Here is a 21,546-nt window from a genome sequence, read left to right as displayed (position 1 = left end):
CAAGGTCGCGCTTTACCAACTAAGCTATGTCCGCGATGCTTTTTACTGAAAACTCAGCTCACAAGCACGAGTAACTACTATACTCGAAATATTTGCAAATGCAAGTTATTTCATGTTCTGGCGTGTCGCTATATGTATTTTTCTGCTGATATATCCATATCTAGTTTAAGTATTGCAGTTCACTACTCCTTGTGATTACTCCAATATGATTATCATTTACTACTTCATATGATTACTTATGCACTAATAATTGTTAAAACACTCTAAGAGAAAGACTATAAAAATCATTGTTTTCGGATTTTTAAAGTGAATATAATTATATAGAAACGAAAAAGAAGAAGAGAAAGCCGCGAAAATAAACACTCGTAAATGTTAAGAAGAGAGGAGAAAAAATAATGGACATAATGAAACTTTGTTATGAAATGGCTGAGAAACTTCGTCCATATGGTGAGCCATATATGAGTGAATTTTCCAAAGAATTTGCTAATGATGCTATTGACGCAGGAGAACCGTCAGTTGCAATTGATATTTATTTAGTAGACGCATGGCTGCACAAGAGCGCGCCTAAAGAGTTGTTAATAGAAGCCTATAACCTGCTAGAGCCTTATGAGTGCGGCGATATACATGACGATATAGCAGATGATTTAGGAGTCCCGCGTAAAGTTCATTCCCCAGATGAATAAATAAATTTTAGCCTATAACACAGTAACACTTAAATTTTATATTAAAAATAGGTGATATAGACCAAAATAGGGTTATTCCGGGTTATTCCACTAGAAAATAGTCTTAAAACAAAAAGTGCGAGGGGACCCCTCGACTAACAATCTGACGTAAACGGCAGCTGCGAGGCCCTCGCGTTAGTTTTATAATAACTCGTACTATATATAAATTAAAAAATAAAAGATAACTCTTTACATCGAAATTGGATGAATAAAGAGTTATCTTAAATTTTTAATTAAATGAATTTATTTAATTATTTGATTTATCAGTAGAAGAATCCTCATTGCTATAAGATTCTGGATGCGTTTCTCCACTAGACTCACTAGACTCGCCAGACTCATCGGAATCGCTTGATTCACTAGATTCGCTAGAATCATCAAGCTCACTCGAAGAATCATTAGAGTGAATATCACAATTCTTCTTCACATCATCAAGCTTAGACTCATCGTCACTGAAAGGCACTCCTTTAAGAGTAAACTCCCCTAGCAATCCTTCACCTTCAGAATCAACCATAATGCGCTCGCCATCAACAAGATTTCCGCGAAGAATCTGTTCGGAAATTGAATCTTCAATTTCTCTTTGAATAACTCTACGCAAAGGACGAGCACCTAAAAGCGGATCAAATCCTTTTTGTGTAAGCAAAGTTTTAGCGTTATCAGTAAGTTCAATCGACATATGATGATCGAATAATCTATCATTAAGATTATTCAAATCCAAATCAACAATTTGTCGCACTTCAGATTCTGTAAGCTGACGGAATACAATAGTATCGTCCAATCGATTAAGAAACTCTGGACGGAAGTGTTTCTTCAACTCAGAATTAACCTGAAGCTTCATACGTTGATATGTAGAATCATCGTTATTACCCAAAGTAAAGCCAGTTGTAGCAGCCTTAGCAATATCTCTAGTACCGAGATTTGTTGTTAGGATAATAATCGTATTTTTGAAATCTACTTTACGACCTTGTCCATCAGTTAAATGACCATCGTCTAATACTTGTAACAAAGTATTGAAAATATCCGGATGAGCTTTTTCAATCTCATCAAAAAGTACTACTGAGAACGGCTTCCTACGAACTTTTTCAGTTAATTCTCCACCTTCTTCGTATCCTACGTATCCTGGAGGAGCACCGAAAAGACGTGAAGCTGCGTACTTTTCAGCAAATTCAGACATATCAACACGAATTAAAGCATTCTCATCATCAAACAAGAATTGTGCTAAAGTTTTAGCCAATTCAGTTTTGCCAACACCAGTAGGACCTGCAAAAATAAACGAACCAGCTGGTCGTTGAGGATCTTTCAATCCAACTCGAGCACGTCTAATAGATCGTGATAATGCAGAAATCGCTTCGTCTTGTCCAATAATACGCTTATGAAGTTCATCTTCCATATTAAGCAGTTTCTTAGATTCAGCTTGAGTCAACTTAACAACAGGAATACCAGTTGTACTAGATACAACAGATGCAATAACATCTTCATCAACAACCATATTCACGCGTGATTCACCTTCACGCCAAGCTTTTTCTTTAGACTTTCGATCTTCTTCAAGCTTTTCTTGCTCATCTCGCAAATCAGCAGCATGTTCAAAGTCTTGATTTTTAATTGCTTCATCTTTCTTTTTAGAAAGTTTAGAAATCTTATTATCAAGTTCTTTCAACTCAGGAGGCTCAGTTAAACGCTTAATACGCAAACGTGCTCCAGCTTCATCGATAAGATCAATAGCTTTATCTGGTAGATGACGATCTTGAATATATCGTGCAGACATTTCTGCTGCAGATTGCAAAGCATTATCAGTAATAGTCACATGATGATGATTCTCGTAACGATCACGCAAACCTTTAAGAATCTCAATCGTTTCAGCAATAGTAGGCTCATGAACCTGAATAGGCTGGAAACGACGCTCTAAAGCAGCATCTTTTTCAATGTACTTTCTATATTCATCTGTAGTAGTAGCACCAATTGTTTGAAGTTCACCACGTGCAAGCATAGGCTTTAGCATATCGGATGCGCCTAATGCGCCATCTGCAGAACCAGCTCCAACGATAGTGTGAATTTCATCAATAAAAAGAACAATATCTCCACGAGTTTTGATTTCTTTCAAAACTTTTTTCAATCGTTCCTCAAAATCGCCTCTGTATCTAGAACCTGCAATCATTGACCCTAAATCAAGTGAATAAACTTGTTTATTTTTTAGAGTTTCAGGAACATCTCCAGCAACGATTTTTTGCGCTAAACCTTCTACAACTGCTGTTTTACCAACACCAGGATCCCCAATAAGAACTGGATTATTCTTAGTTCGTCTAGATAGAACTACCATAACACGTTCAATTTCTCTAGAACGACCAATAACAGGATCGAGTTTAGATTCGCGAGCTTCAACTGTGAGATTTCTACCAAATTGATCTAATAATGCGGATCCGGATTGATTTGCTTTATCTTGCACTCCTCCAGCGTTAGCCAAATCTTTATCGTTTTCAGAAGGAATGCCAGAATTGCCACGAATCATGTCCATGCATGTTCCGCGAAGATCATTGATATCGACTTCCATCTTAATAAGAACTTGAGTTCCTATTCCTTCGCCTTCGCGAATAAGCCCGAGTAAAATATGTTCAGTGCCAATATAGCTATGACCTAATTGCAAAGCTTCTCGTAAACTTAATTCTAATACTTGTTTAGCATGAGGAGTGAAAGGTATATGGCCATTCGGGGATACTGTACCCTTGCCAATCATTTCTTCAACCTGTTTACGAGTACTATCTAACTCTACGCCTTTAGCACTTAAAGCTTTAGCTGCGATTCCTTCGCCTTCGCGAATAAGCCCGAGTAAAATATGTTCAGTACCAATGTAATTATGCTGAAGTGCGCGAGCTTCTTCTTGCGCTAACACAATTACGCGTCTAGCGCGGTCAGTGAACCTTTCAAACATAATTGCCTTTCGTTGTTATCGTTCGTTCTATCGTAACGACTTGCCATGACTCATTATTAACATTTTACAGTTTTGCATGAGTAAGATGACTTTTTATATTGACGTTTTAACAATGATTATCATCGTATCATCAATGTTTTGATGATGTTTTACGTCTTATGCGTTTATTTTCCTTACTATCTTCAATAGCTTCCTCTATTAACTCTACGTCTGCACGTTCTTCTCGTTCAGATTGCTCAATAACATCAATATGGTAGTCGTCATAAGCAGGATCAGATTGAATCCAAAGCTGAGACGGTTCAGGAGGTTCTATATCTGAGTGTTCGCCACACCCGTGATTAAGAGCAACTACTTTGCCATCGTCAGGACTCCATGCATTTGCACAAACACCAAACATATTTCCTAATGCTCCTGCAAGAGGAATCATAAATCCACATGTAGAGCATGCGCTACCGTCTGCAATTCTAGTAGATAATGACTTCGGACCGTGCTGACCTGAATACCATCGTTTAGCTGTTTGCGCTATTGCTTCAGGAGTCATAACTTTTCGTCTGGAAAGATGGAAAGTTTTTATTGCGTCTTCTATATCTTCTAATGAAGTAACACTTTTTTCACAAGCATTAGAGTTTTCACTATTATCGATATTTTCACTGCCGCTATTTTCATTAGAAGAGTCATTAGAGTCATTGGAGTCATTAGAAGATTCACCACTATGATTCTCTTCAGGATTGAATTCAGGATTGACTCCACAACTCTCTACGTTTTCGCAATCACTATCAATACTTGAAATATTGCTATTATCTGAATCATTTTCAGATTTACTTTCAATATTTTCAGATTTACTTTCAATATTGTATTCTCTTTTAAACTCATCATTAGATTCAATATCTTCTATTGATAAGCCATTTTCAAGACGAGAATCATCTTCAGGTGTTCCAATTGAATCTGTAACAGATAAATCAGATGGCTGTAATCTATCTTTCCATGGAATCCATTTAGGCGGCAAAAGTGAATCATCTGTAGGAATAAGAGTTGACTCATTCACAGTCCATTTATCTAATTCCTCATCGTGATACAAAGTAACAGACCATTGCCAACCTTCGTAACCGCGCATAGTACTTTCAAAGCGAAAATCAGTAACATTATCGCCCAAATCTATAGCGCTTACAAAATTCCCAACAGCATTTGCACACTCTGAAGATTCAAGTGCAACTTTATAAGCCAACTCTTTAGGATCCAAAACGTCAACCGACATAAACTAATCCTGAACGTCAAAATTGTCTGCTACAGCTCTTAGTAATGTAGCAAGTTTCTTACTTTCCGCAGTTGAAGGGTAATGCTTTCTACGTAAGCCATTACTTGCAGAATCGAGAAGCTTAATAAGATCTTCTACAATAGCTGCCATATCTTCTGCTTTAGGGCGTGTTGCTTTTACTAATGATGGCGCAGATGCTAATACAGTTAAGCCCATTGCTTGAGGTCCTTTACGACCTTCAACTACTGAAAACTCAACTCGAGTTCCCTTACGTAGATTCTTAACATCATCTGGCACAGCTGCAGAAGGCAAGAAAACATCTTTGCCATCGTCATCTGCAATAAAGCCGTAGCCCTTTTTTGCATCGTACCAACGAATACGCCCATTGGGCATAACACACCTCACTCAATCAATAAATCAATCAATGAAAAAGTTCATGTACATATCTGTAAGATTATACACACTTGTTCTATTGTAGCGCATCATAAAATTATGAGCACGCACAATAATAAATTTATTAGTTTTCTTCTAAAGTTTGTATGGGTAACACAATAGTAAGAGTTAATCCATGAGCACCAGATAAATCTAATTTAGCAGTGCCATTCATTGTATCGTCAATATTTGTGTCACTCGTGTCCCCTGCTCCACTTTTAGCAGTAGGCGAAATTCCTGGAGCAGATGTAGTCGCGCAAATAAATCCATTATGAGCTTTTACTACAGATTGCACTATAGCCATTCCTAAGCCTGTTCCACCTTTTTCTCTTGCTCTAGAAGGATCAGCACTATAGAATCTCTCAAAAATATGAGGCAATGATTCTTCAGGAACACCTTTACCATGGTCTATAACTCTAATAACAGCATAAGGTATACCGCTTCCAGTTGTCTGGCTCACTTCTATTGCTTCTAAGAATTCCTTTAGAGATTTAGATACAGAATCCATATTAGCTACTTTTTCAGGTTCAATTGAAGCCTTCATTATGCTTATTCCTACTTCGACAGGCGAATCGATAGGAGTGTAACGATGAATATTACCTACAATATTCGTCATAACTTGTCTTAGGCGAGCACCATCAGCTAAAAGTACGACTTTTGGCATATTACCAGGCTTAAAAATAAGCTTATGCTCACATTGACCAGTATTTGAATCTCTAGTTTTCCAATCATCTGGAAGAGTTAGATTACCTAATTGCACAATTCGAACAGGATCTAAAGCATGCAAATCATTTGCTGCATCGCTTACAATAGAAGAAAGATTAACATTTTGAGATATATCAATACCTCTTCCCTCGTCTAATCGCGCTAACGACAGCAAGTCTTCTACAAGTTCTGTCATCCTCTCAGTAGAAGACTTAATGTGTGATATAGCATCATCTACTTTATCTTCAGAACCTGGAATCTTCCTCCACATTTCATAAAGCTCTACATAGCCATGGATAATTGCTAAAGGAGTGCGTAATTCATGGCTAGCATCTGAAACAAATCTCTTCATCTTCTCCGTCATAAGCTCTTGCTCATTAAAGCTTCTTTCAATACGAGAAAGCATAGAGTTCAGTGATGCTGCAAGAGAGCCTATTTCTGTATTTTCTGGAGCTGACTGTACACGTTTACTTAAATCACCTGACGCAATTTTTGAAGCAGTTTTTTCAATTCTTTTTAATGGTATAAGAGTTGATTGAATTATTAGTATTGAAATAAATATTCCGAATAAAATAACAGCAATGCTCACCATAAGGCAATATTGTGTAAGAGTATTGATCGTATCTAATTGATCACTTAAAGATAGAGCTATATACACATAACCTTGAGTATTAACACTAGATGAGTTATCTCTATTTTTTTGACCCCAAGTAAGAACAAGCACGCGCCATGGAGCTGAAGCTATTTTTGCAGTTGCGTCATCGATGTTGCTTAAATTTCCATGTACTTGTGCAGGAGTAGTAAAAGGTTTATTCGGCGAAACATTACCTAAGCTACCGTCTTCAGGAAGAGTAGGGACTGAAGTTACGTTACCTTTTAATGGTGGAACAAGAGGAGTTGCAAGAATCCTATTGTTTATATCTCGAACTTGTAGAAAGTAATCATTAGGACCAACAGTTGATTGTCTTGCATCTCTACTACGTAAGAAATCAATATTGTCATAAACAAGTTGTGCTTGATCAGTAAGCTGAGCATCTGTTTTTTCTAGTAGATAATTTCCTACAAGCTGACGAATAGACAGAGATATACAAAAAGCAGCTACAGTAAGAACAACTAAAGTGCATGCTACTAACTTAGTACTCAAAGGAATTGAATCTACATGTTTGCGTATAAATCGAGTGATGAATCCAGACTTTTTATTATCTTGAGATTTATTTGTAGCAGATGAATATCGAACAATCTGTTTTGAGATTTCATTATTGCGTGCAGATTCAGATTTTATTGTTTTCTTAGAAGATTTACTTACATTTGCGGATTCTAATGAAAGCTCATGAGAAGATTCATTAGAAGGCTCATTAGGAGGCTCGTTTGAATCATGTGGATTCTTTGAATTTTTAACTTCCATAGATACACACCTCAATTTTTCGTACAGCAAACCAACATAATCGAATCAATGCAATGCATAACATTCACTAGTTGAAATTATAGATTATATAAAGAGAATCTAAATAATATTCTTTTGCGCTGATTTGTTTTAGTTTTAAGCTGCTTTAGGCTCTCGAATCATATATCCAATACCGCGCTTTGTTTCAATGAGCGGAACTACTTTAGTGAGATTGCCAGATATGTCTTCAGCTTCAATGCCGTCAATCTTCTTTCGCAAATATGAAATATATGATTCAACGATTGCAGCGTCACCGCCCCAATCGTATTGCCATACGTGATTAAGAATTTGATTCTTTGAAAGAACTCGTCCTTCATTTTCCATTAGATAGTGTAAAAGCTTATATTCTGTAGGACTTAATTCAATAGGAGTTCCAGCTCTAGAAACATCATGAGAATCCTCATCTATTTCCAAATCTGCTACACGCAAAATATGTTTATTATCTTCTTCATGATTATTTGTTCTTCGCAAAATAGCGCGAATGCGAGCAACTACTTCTTCAAGACTAAATGGCTTCGTAACATAATCGTCACCGCCAACTGTTAATCCCATAATCTTATCTTGCATATCATCTCTAGCAGTAAGGAATAGCACTGGAACTGTAATTCCATTCTGCCTAATTCTACGTGTTACAGTAAAACCATCGATGTCTGGTAGCATAACGTCCATAACAATAAGATCAGGTTTAACTTGTTCAATAACTTTAACTGCTTCAGAGCCTGATGCAGCTGTGCTTACATCAAAACCAGAGAAATGCAATGATGCTACAAGAAGTTCACGAATCGAAGGTTCGTCATCGACAACAACAATAGATGCTTCTACATTCTTACTCATAATTTCAAGCTTTACTTATTTAAAATGTTTCTCGAATATTTCTGAAAGACAAGCATAATAGAAAACACAATTATCCACAACTTAAATACGTATAATTCTATTTCTATTTAAATTAAAATAATAAAAATATAATAAAAATTAAAGTTAAACGATAATTTTATATTATTCGTTACTTCGCATGTCTTCTTCTAGGTTTACGTTTTCCAGATGCCAATTCTTTGATAACTTTATTTTTATGAACAAGAATTAGCGTAACAACAATAGCTATTGCAATAAGTATTGCAATCATAACAATAGTTGAAACAATACTTGTGAAAGTTGTTGTTGAAGTTTTCTTAGACATATTTATTTGCTTCATCATAGCTAAAGCAGACTCCGACCATTTAGGATTTGAAGGATCCATTAAAGCTTTTGACGCAGCATCAGATATTGCGTCTACTGTTGATTTGCGTTTAAGCCATTCATCTGAGTTAGACGATACTGCTACAACTAATCTTCCATCTTGACTTGCAACAGCTAATAGCAAAGTATTAGGAGCAGGATTTGTGCTTGTAAGTAATTCGCTTGCCCATTTAGAAGGGTCATTAGTGTTTCCAAATGTAGATATATATAGCAATCGAACAGAAACGCCTGTTTGCTTTTTAGTTTGATCAATTGCATCTGAAACACGATTTACACTATCGCCTAACAAATTTTCTGTATCAGTTATTGAATCAGTAGCAATAATATTATCTGATGAATGTTTAGATTTCGTTACTTCTTGTGCAAATGCATTAGGTGCAGAACATGAAAAATTACAAGAAGAAATTAAAAAAACACATGCAAACACAGCTATTATTACAAAAGCAAGCGAATTGCATGAAATTTTCTTCTTTTTCATCCACATAATTTAACCCACCTAAAATACGTCGCATAGATTTTTCTCATTAGAAAACTTCTGACCACAATGGAGAAAAACATTATGATTTTTTCCAAATATGCCATATATTTCATAATACCGTGTGAATACGCCATGTACAGATATTAAAAGTCTATAAGAATATTTACACGGACTAAAACAAAAATACATAATATTGGGGGTAAAATGGCACATTTTCAAGTTGATTGCGAATCTTTAGCGCAATCTGCGTCTGCTGTTGGCGCATCAATCAATGCAATTCGTGATGCTGTGAATGGAATGTACGCTAATTTGCAACAATTGCAGAGCGTTTGGACTGGTCCTGCATCTGTTCAATTTGCTTCTACTGCTCAACAATGGAGAGCTGCTCAACAACAAATGGAACAATCATTGCAAGCAATTCAACTTGCAATGCAACAAGCATCTAACGTTTATCTTGATGCTGAAACTCAAGCTGCAGCATTATTCCATAACTAAGAAAAGATTTAATTGAAAAACATATTAAAAGATGTGAAAACATAAAATTAAATAACCTGTTAAAAATTAAATAAACTGTTACGAATAAAATGCTAAATATAGCTATATATAAAATTTTGCATTAAATAAACTAAATAAACTAAATAAATTAAATAAGCTAAATAAATTTGAATAACATTTATAGAATTAAATAAGAATAAATGACGGCACTAGAATAATTTGATTAAAAACCAAATACTCTAGTGTCGTCATTTAATAGAATAGATTAAAACTTTAAGAATAAGTTATACTCTATTATTTTCAATACTACTTTCTATTTTTTTTTTAATAGCCCATGTCAGCGCCGGCTTGTGGTGCAGCAGCTGGCTTTTCTGGCTTATTTGCAACTACAGCTTCAGTAGTTAAGAACAAGCCAGCAATAGAAGCAGCATTCTGAAGAGCAGAACGAGTTACTTTAACTGGATCAGTAACGCCAGCAGCCATCAAATCTTCATAAGTATTTGTTGCAGCATTGAAACCTTGACCTTCTGGAAGTTCACGTACTTTGTTAAGTACTACATCTCCAGAAACGCCGCTATTTTGTGCAATTTGCTTAATTGGAGCTTCAACAGCACGGAACACAATCGCAGCGCCAGTTGCTTCTTCACCTTTAAGGCTTGTAATCTCAGAAGTCTTCTCAATCTTTGCAGCAGCTTGTACAAGAGCTACGCCGCCGCCAGGCAACAAGCCTTCTTCAATAGCAGCTTTAGCATTACGAACTGCATCTTCGATGCGATGCTTGCGTTCTTTAGCTTCAACTTCAGTAGCAGCGCCAACCTTAATAACAGCAACGCCGCCAGCAAGCTTAGCAAGACGTTCTTGCAACTTTTCGCGATCGTAATCAGAATCAGTATTCTCAATTTCGCCACGAATCTGAGCTACGCGAGCTTCAACATCTTCCTTAGAACCAGCACCAGAAACGATAGTGGTTTCATCCTTAGAAACGATCACTTTAGCTGCATGACCGAATACTGAAGCGTCAATAGAATCAAGCTTCAAGCCAAGGTCATCAGAAACAACCTGAGCACCAGTCAAAATAGCCATATCTTGCAACATAGCTTTACGGCGATCACCAAATCCTGGAGCTTTAACAGCTACAGTATTGAAAGTTCCACGAATCTTGTTTAGCACGAGTGTTGGTAATGCTTCGCCATCAACATCTTCTGCAATGATGAGCAATGGCTTACCTGACTTCATAACAAGTTCCGCAACATGAACAATATCTTGCTGGCTTGAAACTTTACCAGATGTAAGCAAAATGTATGGATCTTCAAGAACAGCAGTTTGATCTTCTGCGTTAGTGACGAAGTAAGGGGAAATATAACCCTTATCAAAACGCATGCCCTCAGTGAATTCCAAATCAAGACCAAACTTATTGTTGTCCTCAACAGTAACAACACCATCTTGTCCAACTTTATCCAAAGCTTCAGCAATCTTTTCGCCAACCTCAGGATCTGCTGCAGAAATAGTAGCAGTTGCAGCAATTTGTTCCTTGGTTTCAACATCCTTAGCAGATGCTAACAATTCTTTAACAATTGCTTCAGATGCTTTTTCAATACCTCTGCGCAAAGCAATAGGATTGCTACCTGCAACAACATTCTTCAATCCTTCATGAACTAAAGATTGAGCCAATACTGTTGCTGTAGTAGTGCCATCGCCTGCGACATCATCAGTCTTCTTTGCTACTTCTTTTACTAATTCAGCACCGATACGCTCATAAGGATCTTCAAGATCGATTTCTTTAGCGATTGAAACGCCATCATTTGTAATAGTTGGAGCGCCGTAAGTCTTATCTAAAACAACATTACGACCCTTTGGTCCAAGTGTAACTTTCACAGTGTCTGCAAGCTTATCCAAACCGGCGAGCATACCTTGACGGGCGTCTTCTTGGTAGGCAATAATCTTTGCCATAATTCCTCCAGATCTTTACTATTGAATACTCACTTATAGCGTGGGATATCTAATCGTCAGCTGTTAGTTATCACTCACAACCTTTAAGTGCTAATCTGAAGATTAGCACTCTCGAGGCATGAGTGCCAACTTTTATGAAAAAATTCTTCATAAATACACTTATTTAGGCGATTCTTCCAATAAATTACATTTCTTGGCAATTTTTAAAAGTAATAAAATTATTTTTTACATTACAAATAATTTGAGCGCCGATTTTATTCGACGCTCAATACTTAAAAATAACTACTCTAAAAATATGCACACAAAAATGCGCACGTTAAAATTATTTGCAAAGAACAACAACTATAGGAGATTTAATACCTTGCTCTGATTCTACAGAACTAATTCCTAAAATCTTTGCAATATCTTCTGCACTAGCTTTATCTTCATCGTTTTTATACCAAACAACAGAGTTACTTGGAACACTTCCAGAAGGATTTGATGAAGTCACATTTGCATATCCTGCTTGCTTGAGCTTAGACGCATTAGATGCTGCATATCCATTTATTTTTGTTGCATTAACAACTTTTACAGCTACATTCTTGTTTACAGATGCTTGAGGTGCAGAATCATTTGACGAGTTAGAATCATTCTTACCGTCTTTAGAATCTGAAGAAGACTTACTATCTTTAGAATCTTTTGAATCCTTTGAATCTTTATCTGTAGAAGAATTACCTGCGCCAAAATCATCATCACTATCATCTTTACTTGCAGAATCACTATTACTCTTGTTTGAAGTATCAGTAGTATTCTTACTTGCAGATGTATGTGTTTGACTTGAATCAAAAGATGAGATCATATGAGAAAGATTTCCTGAAACAGATGCCCACACACCTAAGCCAAATACAACAGCGATAACAAGTACCAAGAAGTAAGGGAACAAGACTGCATACCAAGCGCGATTACCGCGATGTACTCCTACAGGACCTTCTGGTGGCTCATCAAAAGCATCTGGTGTGTATGACGCGTAATTCTGGCTTTTTCGTGCCATAATGGCATCCCTCCAAGAAATATATTCACAACAATATGAACCTATATTACATAATGGCGCTCCCAAATAAATTTAATAAAGAATTTTAAGTAGAATATTTAGCGTTTTGACAATTTTGTCATAGAGTGTTCGTATGAGTGTTACAAAAATAAAACCTTTAGACGAACTTATGGAAACTAACTGGGCTTTAAGCATGAAATCAAAAGAGCCATGCATTCGCGCTATGGGTGATTTTTTGCGAGCGCAAATTAGACAAGGACATCATATTCTTCCAGATGCGCATAATATTTTGCGAGCATTTACTATTCCTCTTAATAGCATAAAAGTTCTTATAGTAGGTCAAGACCCATACCCTACTCCAGGTCATCCTGTTGGATTGAGTTTTAGTACAGAAAAAAATGTGCATCCGTTACCTAAAAGTTTAATAAATATTTATAAGGAATTAGTTAATGATGTTCATGTTCCAATGCCTACAAATGGAGATTTGACTCCTTGGACTAAACAAGGCGTCATGCTTCTTAACAGATGTCTTACTGTTGAAGCAGGTTTACCTAATAGTCATCAAGGAAAAGGATGGGAAGAAATTACAGAGGAAGCTGTTAAAGTTCTAAATAATAGAGTTGACGAAAACGGTAATTATTTACCTTTGGTTGCAATATTATGGGGAAGAAACGCTCAAAGCCTTGCTCCACTACTTACTCATGCAACTCTGATTGAATCTGCGCATCCAAGTCCTCTTTCTGCATCGCGAGGATTTTTCGGATCGCATCCATTTTCAAGAACTAATGAAGCATTGATGGCTATTGGCGCAACTCCTATTGATTGGTCTTTAACGTAAGAAGAATGACGAAAATATTGACAAAAATAGATAAAATTTAAATTTACACAAATAACATATAAAATACAGAACATACAGAAGATGCGTAACATACAGAAAATACAGAACACATATATGTCATAAGTTATCATAGAAATTATGGCATTATTCCCACCAGAACCACGTAAAAAAGTATCGCCACTAAATGTAAACAATGGCGATGATATAAAAATATCTAATACAGATGTAAAGTCCACAATAAAATCTGGCGTTACTATAGAAGATCTTAGAAGATCACAGCAAATTGTGAATGTTTTGCGCTCTCGCTTTAAGAATACACTTGTTGGACAAGATTCTCTTCGTGAATCTTTGATTTTAACGCTTATAGCAGGCGGACATATTCTTATAGAATCTGTACCTGGATTAGCAAAAACGACTGCTGCACAAACTCTTGCAACTGCTATGTCTGGAACTTTTCGAAGAGTACAATGCACTCCAGATTTAATGCCATCTGATTTAGTAGGAACTCAAGTTTTTGACTTTTCAACTAAACGTTTTACTACTCAAATTGGTCCTATACATGCAAATGTTGTTTTATTAGATGAAATAAATCGTTCTAACGCTAAAACTCAATCAGCTCTTCTTGAAGCTATGGCAGAAAACGCAACAACAATTGGAGGAGAACGAATTGCGCTGCCAAATCCGTTTATGGTCATAGCTACACAAAATCCTATTGAAGAAGAAGGAACTTTTAATCTTCCTGAAGCGCAAATGGATCGCTTTATGATGAAGTCAATCTTAACTTATCCTACTTTCGATGAAGAAATTAAGATGTTAGATATGCTTAGCGATCGTGGATCTGATGTCATAAATGTAGAATCGCTAAAGAAGCAACAAATAAGCTTAAATGACGTATTATTCTTACGTTCATCTTCAAGGAGTATTCATGTTTCTAAATCAATAATGCAATACGTTGTTGATTTAGTTGCAACTACTAGAGGAGCTGGATCAAACCCATTATCAACACTTCCTTCACTAGTTAGAATCGGAGCAAGCCCTCGTGCGTCTATTGCATTGGTTCGTATTGCTCAAGCTCACGCTCTTATTTCTGGTCGAGATTACGTCATACCTGAAGATGTTAAAAAGTTTGCTCATGAAGTTTTACGTCATCGCATTCTTCTAACTTTTGAAGCTTTAGCTAATTCTATTACGAGCGATCAAATCATTGATGCGATTGTTGAAACGGTTCCTGTACCATGATCGATTCATTTGTGAATCGTAATGCGAATAACGATCCCAAAATCAGAAATACTATGCCTTTGATTAGCGTAAAACAAAATAACAATCGTATTTATTTATCTAAGAAATCTCGTCTTGTTCGCAAAAAAATAGAGATTCTTGATTATAAGATGACTCTCCCATCTGCTCGCACAACATTAGGATTATTAGAAGGCGAGCATTCATCCAGAGCACGCTATGGAAATGGTGATATTGTCGATATTCATCAATGGCAGCCTGGCGATGAAGCTCGTATGATGAATTGGTCTGCAAGCGCTAGAGTTGGTCAACCTATGGTTTGCGCACGCGAGCGTTTGATTGCATCTTCTACGTGGATTATTTGCGATGCAAGTATCTCGATGAACTCTTCCTGTAAATCTGGAGAATACGCATATGAAGTCGCAGCTAATGCAATATGCTTATTCGCTTCATTAAGCATGAAACGTAATGATACAGTAAAATTAGTTATGGCTGATGGCGATTGCGTAAAACAAATGCCTGAAGTGTCAAATATGCCAGATTGCGAACGAATTATTGATACATCATTGTTAAAGTTTCGTTGTAACAGTAAAAATATTGATTCAATATTGGATTTTATAAGAAATATTCAATCTAAAAACGATCTTATAGTTCTTATTGCAAATAGCGAAATGTTTTCTTCTTCTAAATTGGATGAGTTGCAAGAAATCATTTTTAAGCACAAGCTAATCGTTGTATCTATTAACACTATAAATTCTTGCGACTCTTCTTTGAAATCACAGATTTTTGACGGTATTACTTTACGACAAATACCAGCTTTTCTAATGGAAGACACGATCAAAAAAGAAATTGATTCAAGACGTTCTTCTACACTAAATCTTCTTGATGAAACAATCACAAATATGAGCGCTAGCATCATTCACGCTGATTCAAGCGAATCTATGCTTCGTGATGCATTTAAAACTATGTCTAGAAAGGTGTTGCAATGAATTTATCCAATATTCAGCCACATCTTGATAATCATATGCTCTACGCAATCGTTATTTGTATTATTGCAATTACAATTTGTTTTTCAATTTGCATATTTTATTTATCTTTTAGAACTAAAAAAATTGCAAAATTAGTCGATTCTTCCTCACCATCTCATAAAGTCGACTCTAATAAAAGTCAATGGAGAAAAAGTATAGATTCTATTGTTGATGACTATAACAATAACCTTATTTCTCATGACGAAGCTTGCGCAAAACTCGCATCAATAGCAAGAAAATACGTATCTTTACTAACTGGTAAAGATATAACTACATTTACTCTAAAAGAATTAAGTTCTTTACGTAATAAGTGGAATAATAAAATTGGTGCAGATAAATTACGTCAAACTATTACAGCTCTTTATCCATGCGAATTTGCAGATAGGAATATAAATAATCAAGCTCAACAAACAAGCGTTGAACAAGCAGCTCATTGGGTTCTTATACTACTTGAAAGTTGGTCTAGTAACGATAGAAACAGCAAAAGAAAAAGCAGAAGAAACAGCAAAATTTGAGCAAAAACAAAAAATAAGAATTTAAAATAGCGTATTTGCGAAAAGACTTACACAAAAGTTAAATCATAAGGGGCTGAAATTTATGAATGGAAGCTGGGAAATATTATTCCAATGGAAACTGAAATGGCCAATTGTTATAGTATTTGGTCTGCTCTTATGCATATTAACTATTTCATGCGTTCTACTTATTAACTTAGTTTTGCAAAAGAATCGCAAAAAATCTTGGGAATCATTGATGCTTAAAGCAGATAATGATTTGTTAAAAAAACTTGAAAACAGTGAAAGCAACAGTAGCATCAGAAATAACAACGCTCTATACACTTTTAATCTTGACAACGATTTGCAAGGAACTATAACAAGTAGAGCTTTAAGAAAGTGGATTATTCTAAAAAGAATTTCTACAATATTATTAATTTTTTCATTTATTATAGCTACATTTTTAATTGCAAGACCTTCAAAAATTTATGACGCTAAAGAACAAGCTAGCACTAGGGATATTGTGTTGTGTTTAGATGTTTCTGGATCTGCATTACCATACGATCAAGAAGTATTGCAATCGTATTTAACTTTTGTCCAACATTTCCAAGGCGAAAGAATAGGATTGAGTATTTTTAACTCAACATCTAGAACTGTGTTCCCTTTAACTGACGATTATTCTCTTGTTAAAAAACAACTTTCATACGCATCTAAACTTCTTAATGGAGTGCAAACACAAAGTAGCATAGATAAAATGCAACAGCGACAATATCAGCAAATATCTGATTGGCTTGAAGGAACTCAAAATCGCAAAGAAGCTACTTCTTTAATAGGCGATGGATTAGTAAGCTGTGCTGCTATGATTCCTGGATTTATTTATGGAAGTTCAAATAATGGAAAACAAAAAGCAAATAGATTACGCAGGAATGCTTCTATTGTTTTAGCAACCGATAACGTTGTTTCTGGAAAACCTGCTTATACTTTGAAACAAGCATTAGATTTAACTAAACAAGCTCATATTAGTGTTGATGGACTGTATTCAGGTGCTAAAGAAAACGAAAATAACGATAGTACTTTGCAAATGAAAAATCTTATTGAAAATCATGGAGGAACATTCCTGACTAGAAATAATGATTCAGTATTAACTCTTGTTAGAAAAATTGAGCAATCTCGAGGAACACTTACGAGAAATAATACGCAATCTGCTTTAAGCGATGATCCAGACATATGGATTTTGCTATTGATAATATGCTTTATTTCATGGCTTACAATAGCTTGGAGAATGAAGAGATGAAACTAATATACTTTGATGCATTTGATAATATTTTCGCTAAAATAACTTTTTCATCATATGAATACAACAATTTTTCAGAAGGTCAAATAATACTTAAGCCTGTTTTTGGATGGATTTTTGCAACTGTTTTGCTTTTAGTGATAATAGCTTTTGCTTTTAAAGAGTTTAAGTTTTTTATAAAAAAATTATCTGAAAAAAAGTCAATTAAAAAATCTGATAAGTTGCAAAAAACGCAAACAGCGCAAACAAATGAAACTAATGAAAAATCAATTGATAGCATTTTATCTGCTAATCAATCGATTAGCAAAGAAGTAACAGATGAAACAATATCAATGAGCATAAGAAGGCTCATAATGTGCATCTTAATATCAATATGCATATTATGCCCGTGCATTATGCGAAACACTACACATCGTTCTATAAGCGCTACGAACGTAATATTTGTTCTAGACGTAACAGGATCTATGAAAGTAAAAGATGCAAATTATTCAAATAGCAAAAACATAGAAAGAATTCGCGCTGCAAAACTAATAATAAACGATGTTACAAAATCCTATAATAACGCAAGCTTTACTGGAATACGATTTGGTACTTCAACGTCTCTCGATGTACCTTTAACTCCGGATGCTCATGCAATAGAAAATTGGGCTAATACTATTCAAACAGAACCGACTGGAATTTCGTCAGGAACAAGTCTAGATGCTCCAATTGATCAAACTTTACTAGTTTCAAAAGCAATACATGATTCACATCCTGAAGATATTAACGTTTTGTACTTAATTAGCGATGGAGAAGAAACAACTAATCGCAAACGGCGTACATTTTCTTCTCTAAGAGCTTATATTAACAATGCATTTGTTATTACAGTAGGATCTAAAGAAGGCGGAAAAATACCTTTATCTAAAAATGCTTTAGATAGCGATGAAAATAACGATGAAGATAACAATTCAAATAACAATTCAAATGCACAAGACGATGAAGATAAAAATGAAAATTCAAATTCTTGGGTTATTGATCCTTCAACAGGTAAACCTGGAATTTCAAAGGCAGACGATAAAAATATGAAAAATATCGCTGACGAGTTAAGCGGATCTTTTATACATGCAAAATATGAAGATCGCATCGGAAGTGAAGCTAAAAATATTATGTCTAAAAAATGGAGAGATAATAAAACATTTAAAGCGCGTTTAAGACCAGAACCTATAGTATGGCCTTTTGCTTTAATGCTATCTTTAGTAATGTTATATGAACTAGCAGTATGGGTTTTAACGTCAGGTAAGTTGTTATGAAAACAATAGAGAATAAAAAATCAACGAAAGTTAAAATTCACACTTCTATTTTCCGTATTCTTACACAAATATTTGCAATTCTTCTTACAATTTTTTCTCTGGTATTACTTTACTTAACGATTTTAAATATTCATTCTGAAGTTTCATATAATGAAGCTACTGATAAGTTAATCAGCAATGCTAAATCTTATAGTAAAAGTGATGCAGATATACATATTTTGCATACTCAACAACAACAAACAGATTCTCAATTTGAAGACGCTTACTCAAATAATGCATTTTTATTACCTGATATTAAGAAAAAAATTGAAATCAACGCAAAATTATCTCGCGATTTTACTAAAAAATTAGAAAAACTAATTGTTAAAGAAAATTCCATGAACAAACCAAACAATTCCAATAAAAATTCATCTAGCAATTCTAATAATTCTAGTAATATTACCGAAAATAACAAAAAAGATTCTAATTCAGAAAATAATACTGATGGAAATAATACTCAACTTAGTAATGATCAAAAGCAAAAAATTGAAAATCTTCTAAATAACAATAATCACTCAGAGCATCAATATGACAGTGATAAAACTGTTAATAATTCTAAAACGCAAAATGATTCGAACAATAAGCCTTGGTAATTTTTGAATACACATTATCAACTTCTAACCACATTCATTAAAAATACGTGACTTTTAAACATATTTTGTGTGTAATAACAAATATGTTTAACGATAATTATGATGAATTCGCGTGGCTTAAACGCAATACGTATTACAGTGCAATGGATTTACTCGCACTAGTTCGCTCGTATGAATTAAGCGATTGGACCGGTAAGGCTGCAACTCTATATAAAAATGACTTGCAAAATTTAGCAAATAAAGCATGCTCAATTTCATATACTTATGGAGGTGCATGATGCCTTGGAAAGTTCAATCAACAATAATAGGTGGAAAAGCATTATCTGCTTCTAAAGAACAAGAATACTTATATTGCTCTAATCAATTGAAAAATCTTTCATATGATTTTAATTATTTAAGTGAAAATTGGCTTCAAGCTTATATGAGAATTATGAGCATAACTTTAGCTAAAAATTCCTGCGATGGTCCATTTTGCAATATAAGCGATTCTATAAATACTTCACTTAGCTATGAAGAATGTAGAATCAATTCACAAGAATGTAAACTTATTTCAGAAAAATTATTAGATTTAAGCGAGCTTATCGCTAGAGCAAATAGTTTATATTCTAATGCAGAATTATCAACACGTAATTTTTTCGACAATACAGTATCTTTATGCTTTACTTTAATTCCTTCTCTATCTATACCAATGCTAGTTTCTGCTGGAATTTCGTTAAATTCAGACAAAAACAACAGTATGACTAATTTTGCTAAATGGTCTAATGCAACTGCTCCTTTGCAACAAGGTTTTATAAGGGGAATATCAAATAATATTCTTATTAACCCTATTACTGGATTCACAATTCATGGCTTGAATTTTATGAAAAAAGCTAAATTATTATTCAATAATGGCAAACAAGATAAAAGTATTATTTTCAATAATTTTTCAAGATCTTCTTTATCTGAAGTTTCTGCTGGATTAAGCTCAATAACTTCTCGCATAAACAATTATTCTCAAGGGAATAAATTAACAGTTAGCAAAATAAATATTCCAAATAAATCTAAAACAATATTGCCAAAAAATGGACAAAGCATTAAAGAAGCTTTAACAAATATTACAGAATTAAGCAGCGGAAATATTGGAGTTCATCCTCCACTTGCTAATAGTGAAGCTGCAACAATAGCTATACAATGTTTCAAAAAGAAAGATGGATCTAAATCGTGGTTAGTTACAATACCTGGAACAGATGGTAAGCCTCATTCCCCTTTCGGATGGGAACAAAACGCAGAAGTTATGAGCGCATATAAGTCAGATAGAGTAAAAGCAGATAGCGCTCGCATGGTAATAAATGCAATGAAGAAAGCTGGAATTCAAAAAAATGATCCTGTTGCGCTTATAGGTCATTCACAAGGTGGGATTGTTGCTGCAGCAATAGCTAGCGATTACTCTAAAGAATACAATATTCAACATGTTGTAACAGCAGGATCTCCTATAGCTAATCATAATATTCCAGAAAAAACTTGGGTAACAAGCATAGAAATGGAAGATGAACTTGTAGCAAATCTTGACGGCAAATCAAATCCCTCAAGAAGTAATTGGGTAACGATTCGCGCAAAAGCGACACACTTTGATAGAAAAAATATTAAGAATTCTAAAAAATCTAAGGAAAATAATGAAAATAATGAAAAGTATGATATTTCAGGTGTAACAGTTAAAGGAATTGACGAAAAAGGAACTTTAACACATGATTTACATTATCACCAAGCTGCATATGAAGATGCTTCAACACTAGGATCTAGCGCAATTCTAAATCAAGAGAATCATTTCAAGAATATTGTTGATGGAAAATTAGAAAGTACAACACTATGGCAAGGCGTTATGAACAAATAATCATCTGTCATTAACGCATAGGTTAATTTACAACGTATGCTTTGCTATTAGTTAGGCAGAGATTTAAGATTTTTCGCCCTGAATGAGATCTTTAGTGCAATTTTTATCGCGCACGCAGTAACAGCTCAACACTTCGCTGGCAGGTAAGTCCACTGGACTTCCCTTCTGTGCCAGCTCACTCATCGAAGGAGCTTAAAG

At 34.9% G+C, this 21,546-nt stretch carries 19 protein-coding genes; 11 read left to right on the top strand and 8 right to left on the bottom strand.

Going from position 1 to position 21,546, the window contains the following annotated elements:
- The first annotated feature begins 395 nt into the window (after positions 1-395).
- Positions 396-683 (top strand): hypothetical protein, encoded by a 288-nt coding sequence (locus HMPREF3230_RS01045; protein WP_075523145.1) that lies wholly within the window; start codon positions 396-398, stop codon positions 681-683.
- 286 nt (positions 684-969) lie between these two features.
- Here HMPREF3230_RS01045 and HMPREF3230_RS01040 read toward each other — a convergent pair whose 3' ends face one another.
- The 6 genes from HMPREF3230_RS01040 to HMPREF3230_RS01015 all read right to left on the bottom strand — a co-directional run bounded on the left by HMPREF3230_RS01040 (position 970) and on the right by HMPREF3230_RS01015 (position 9,201).
- Positions 970-3,645 (bottom strand): ATP-dependent Clp protease ATP-binding subunit, encoded by a 2,676-nt coding sequence (locus HMPREF3230_RS01040; RefSeq protein WP_075523144.1) that lies wholly within the window; start codon positions 3,643-3,645, stop codon positions 970-972.
- Positions 3,646-3,775: 130 nt separating this feature from the next.
- Positions 3,776-4,900 (bottom strand): DUF3027 domain-containing protein, encoded by a 1,125-nt coding sequence (locus tag HMPREF3230_RS01035; RefSeq protein WP_075523143.1) that lies wholly within the window; start codon positions 4,898-4,900, stop codon positions 3,776-3,778.
- 3 nt (positions 4,901-4,903) lie between these two features.
- Positions 4,904-5,293, bottom strand: coding sequence for a cold-shock protein (locus HMPREF3230_RS01030; protein ID WP_075523142.1), 390 nt, complete (start codon positions 5,291-5,293; stop codon positions 4,904-4,906).
- 124 nt (positions 5,294-5,417) lie between these two features.
- Entirely contained in the window at positions 5,418-7,442 is a 2,025-nt protein-coding gene (locus HMPREF3230_RS01025; RefSeq protein ID WP_082266218.1) for a sensor histidine kinase, read from the bottom strand.
- Between the two features lie 135 nt (positions 7,443-7,577).
- Positions 7,578-8,315 carry a response regulator transcription factor gene (locus tag HMPREF3230_RS01020; protein WP_075523141.1) on the bottom strand — a complete coding sequence of 246 codons (738 nt, stop codon included), beginning with the start codon at positions 8,313-8,315 and terminating at the stop codon, positions 7,578-7,580.
- Between the two features lie 169 nt (positions 8,316-8,484).
- The gene (locus tag HMPREF3230_RS01015) at positions 8,485-9,201 is read right to left on the bottom strand and encodes a TPM domain-containing protein (RefSeq protein ID WP_075523140.1); all 717 of its coding nucleotides are present in this window, start codon (positions 9,199-9,201) and stop codon (positions 8,485-8,487) included.
- Between the two features lie 198 nt (positions 9,202-9,399).
- On the opposite strand from HMPREF3230_RS01015, the gene HMPREF3230_RS01010 reads away from it, so the two are divergent.
- Positions 9,400-9,690, top strand: a complete 291-nt coding sequence (locus HMPREF3230_RS01010) for a WXG100 family type VII secretion target (RefSeq protein WP_075523139.1) — start codon at positions 9,400-9,402, stop codon at positions 9,688-9,690.
- Positions 9,691-10,014: 324 nt separating this feature from the next.
- On the opposite strand, the gene groL is transcribed toward HMPREF3230_RS01010, so the two are convergent.
- Together groL and HMPREF3230_RS01000 are read right to left on the bottom strand one after the other, a co-directional pair.
- The gene (groL, locus tag HMPREF3230_RS01005; protein WP_075523138.1) at positions 10,015-11,640 is read right to left on the bottom strand and encodes a chaperonin GroEL; all 1,626 of its coding nucleotides are present in this window, start codon (positions 11,638-11,640) and stop codon (positions 10,015-10,017) included.
- Between the two features lie 322 nt (positions 11,641-11,962).
- Entirely contained in the window at positions 11,963-12,670 is a 708-nt protein-coding gene (locus HMPREF3230_RS01000; RefSeq protein ID WP_075523137.1) for a LytR C-terminal domain-containing protein, read from the bottom strand.
- Positions 12,671-12,803: 133 nt separating this feature from the next.
- On the opposite strand from HMPREF3230_RS01000, the gene HMPREF3230_RS00995 reads away from it, so the two are divergent.
- The 9 genes from HMPREF3230_RS00995 to HMPREF3230_RS00955 all read left to right on the top strand — a co-directional run bounded on the left by HMPREF3230_RS00995 (position 12,804) and on the right by HMPREF3230_RS00955 (position 21,348).
- Positions 12,804-13,508 carry a uracil-DNA glycosylase gene (locus HMPREF3230_RS00995; protein ID WP_075523136.1) on the top strand — a complete coding sequence of 235 codons (705 nt, stop codon included), beginning with the start codon at positions 12,804-12,806 and terminating at the stop codon, positions 13,506-13,508.
- Positions 13,509-13,646: 138 nt separating this feature from the next.
- On the top strand, positions 13,647-14,747 hold the full coding sequence (locus HMPREF3230_RS00990) for an AAA family ATPase (RefSeq protein WP_075523135.1): 1,101 nt from the start codon (positions 13,647-13,649) through the stop codon (positions 14,745-14,747).
- Positions 14,744-15,733, top strand: a complete 990-nt coding sequence (locus tag HMPREF3230_RS00985) for a DUF58 domain-containing protein (protein WP_082266217.1) — start codon at positions 14,744-14,746, stop codon at positions 15,731-15,733. Before HMPREF3230_RS00990 ends, HMPREF3230_RS00985 begins: the two co-directional genes overlap by 4 nt.
- Positions 15,730-16,287, top strand: a complete 558-nt coding sequence (locus HMPREF3230_RS00980) for a hypothetical protein (RefSeq protein ID WP_075523134.1) — start codon at positions 15,730-15,732, stop codon at positions 16,285-16,287. The genes HMPREF3230_RS00985 and HMPREF3230_RS00980 overlap by 4 nt, the downstream gene beginning before the upstream one ends.
- An 82-nt stretch (positions 16,288-16,369) precedes the next feature.
- A complete protein-coding gene (locus tag HMPREF3230_RS00975; protein ID WP_075523133.1) occupies positions 16,370-17,557 on the top strand; it encodes a VWA domain-containing protein in 1,188 nt (395 codons plus the stop codon).
- Positions 17,554-18,846 (top strand): vWA domain-containing protein, encoded by a 1,293-nt coding sequence (locus HMPREF3230_RS00970; protein WP_230955890.1) that lies wholly within the window; start codon positions 17,554-17,556, stop codon positions 18,844-18,846. Before HMPREF3230_RS00975 ends, HMPREF3230_RS00970 begins: the two co-directional genes overlap by 4 nt.
- Positions 18,843-19,478, top strand: coding sequence for a DUF6466 family protein (locus HMPREF3230_RS00965; RefSeq protein WP_075523132.1), 636 nt, complete (start codon positions 18,843-18,845; stop codon positions 19,476-19,478). The genes HMPREF3230_RS00970 and HMPREF3230_RS00965 overlap by 4 nt, the downstream gene beginning before the upstream one ends.
- Before the next feature lie 83 nt (positions 19,479-19,561).
- The gene (locus tag HMPREF3230_RS00960) at positions 19,562-19,756 is read left to right on the top strand and encodes a hypothetical protein (protein WP_075523131.1); all 195 of its coding nucleotides are present in this window, start codon (positions 19,562-19,564) and stop codon (positions 19,754-19,756) included.
- Positions 19,753-21,348, top strand: a complete 1,596-nt coding sequence (locus HMPREF3230_RS00955) for an esterase/lipase family protein (RefSeq protein ID WP_419471018.1) — start codon at positions 19,753-19,755, stop codon at positions 21,346-21,348. Before HMPREF3230_RS00960 ends, HMPREF3230_RS00955 begins: the two co-directional genes overlap by 4 nt.
- The last annotated feature ends 198 nt before the right edge of the window (positions 21,349-21,546 follow it).

This window comes from Gardnerella vaginalis (genome assembly GCF_001563665.1).
Classification (GTDB): Bacteria; Actinomycetota; Actinomycetes; order Actinomycetales; family Bifidobacteriaceae; genus Bifidobacterium; species Bifidobacterium vaginale_A.
This window is presented reverse-complemented; position numbering and strand designations above follow the sequence as displayed.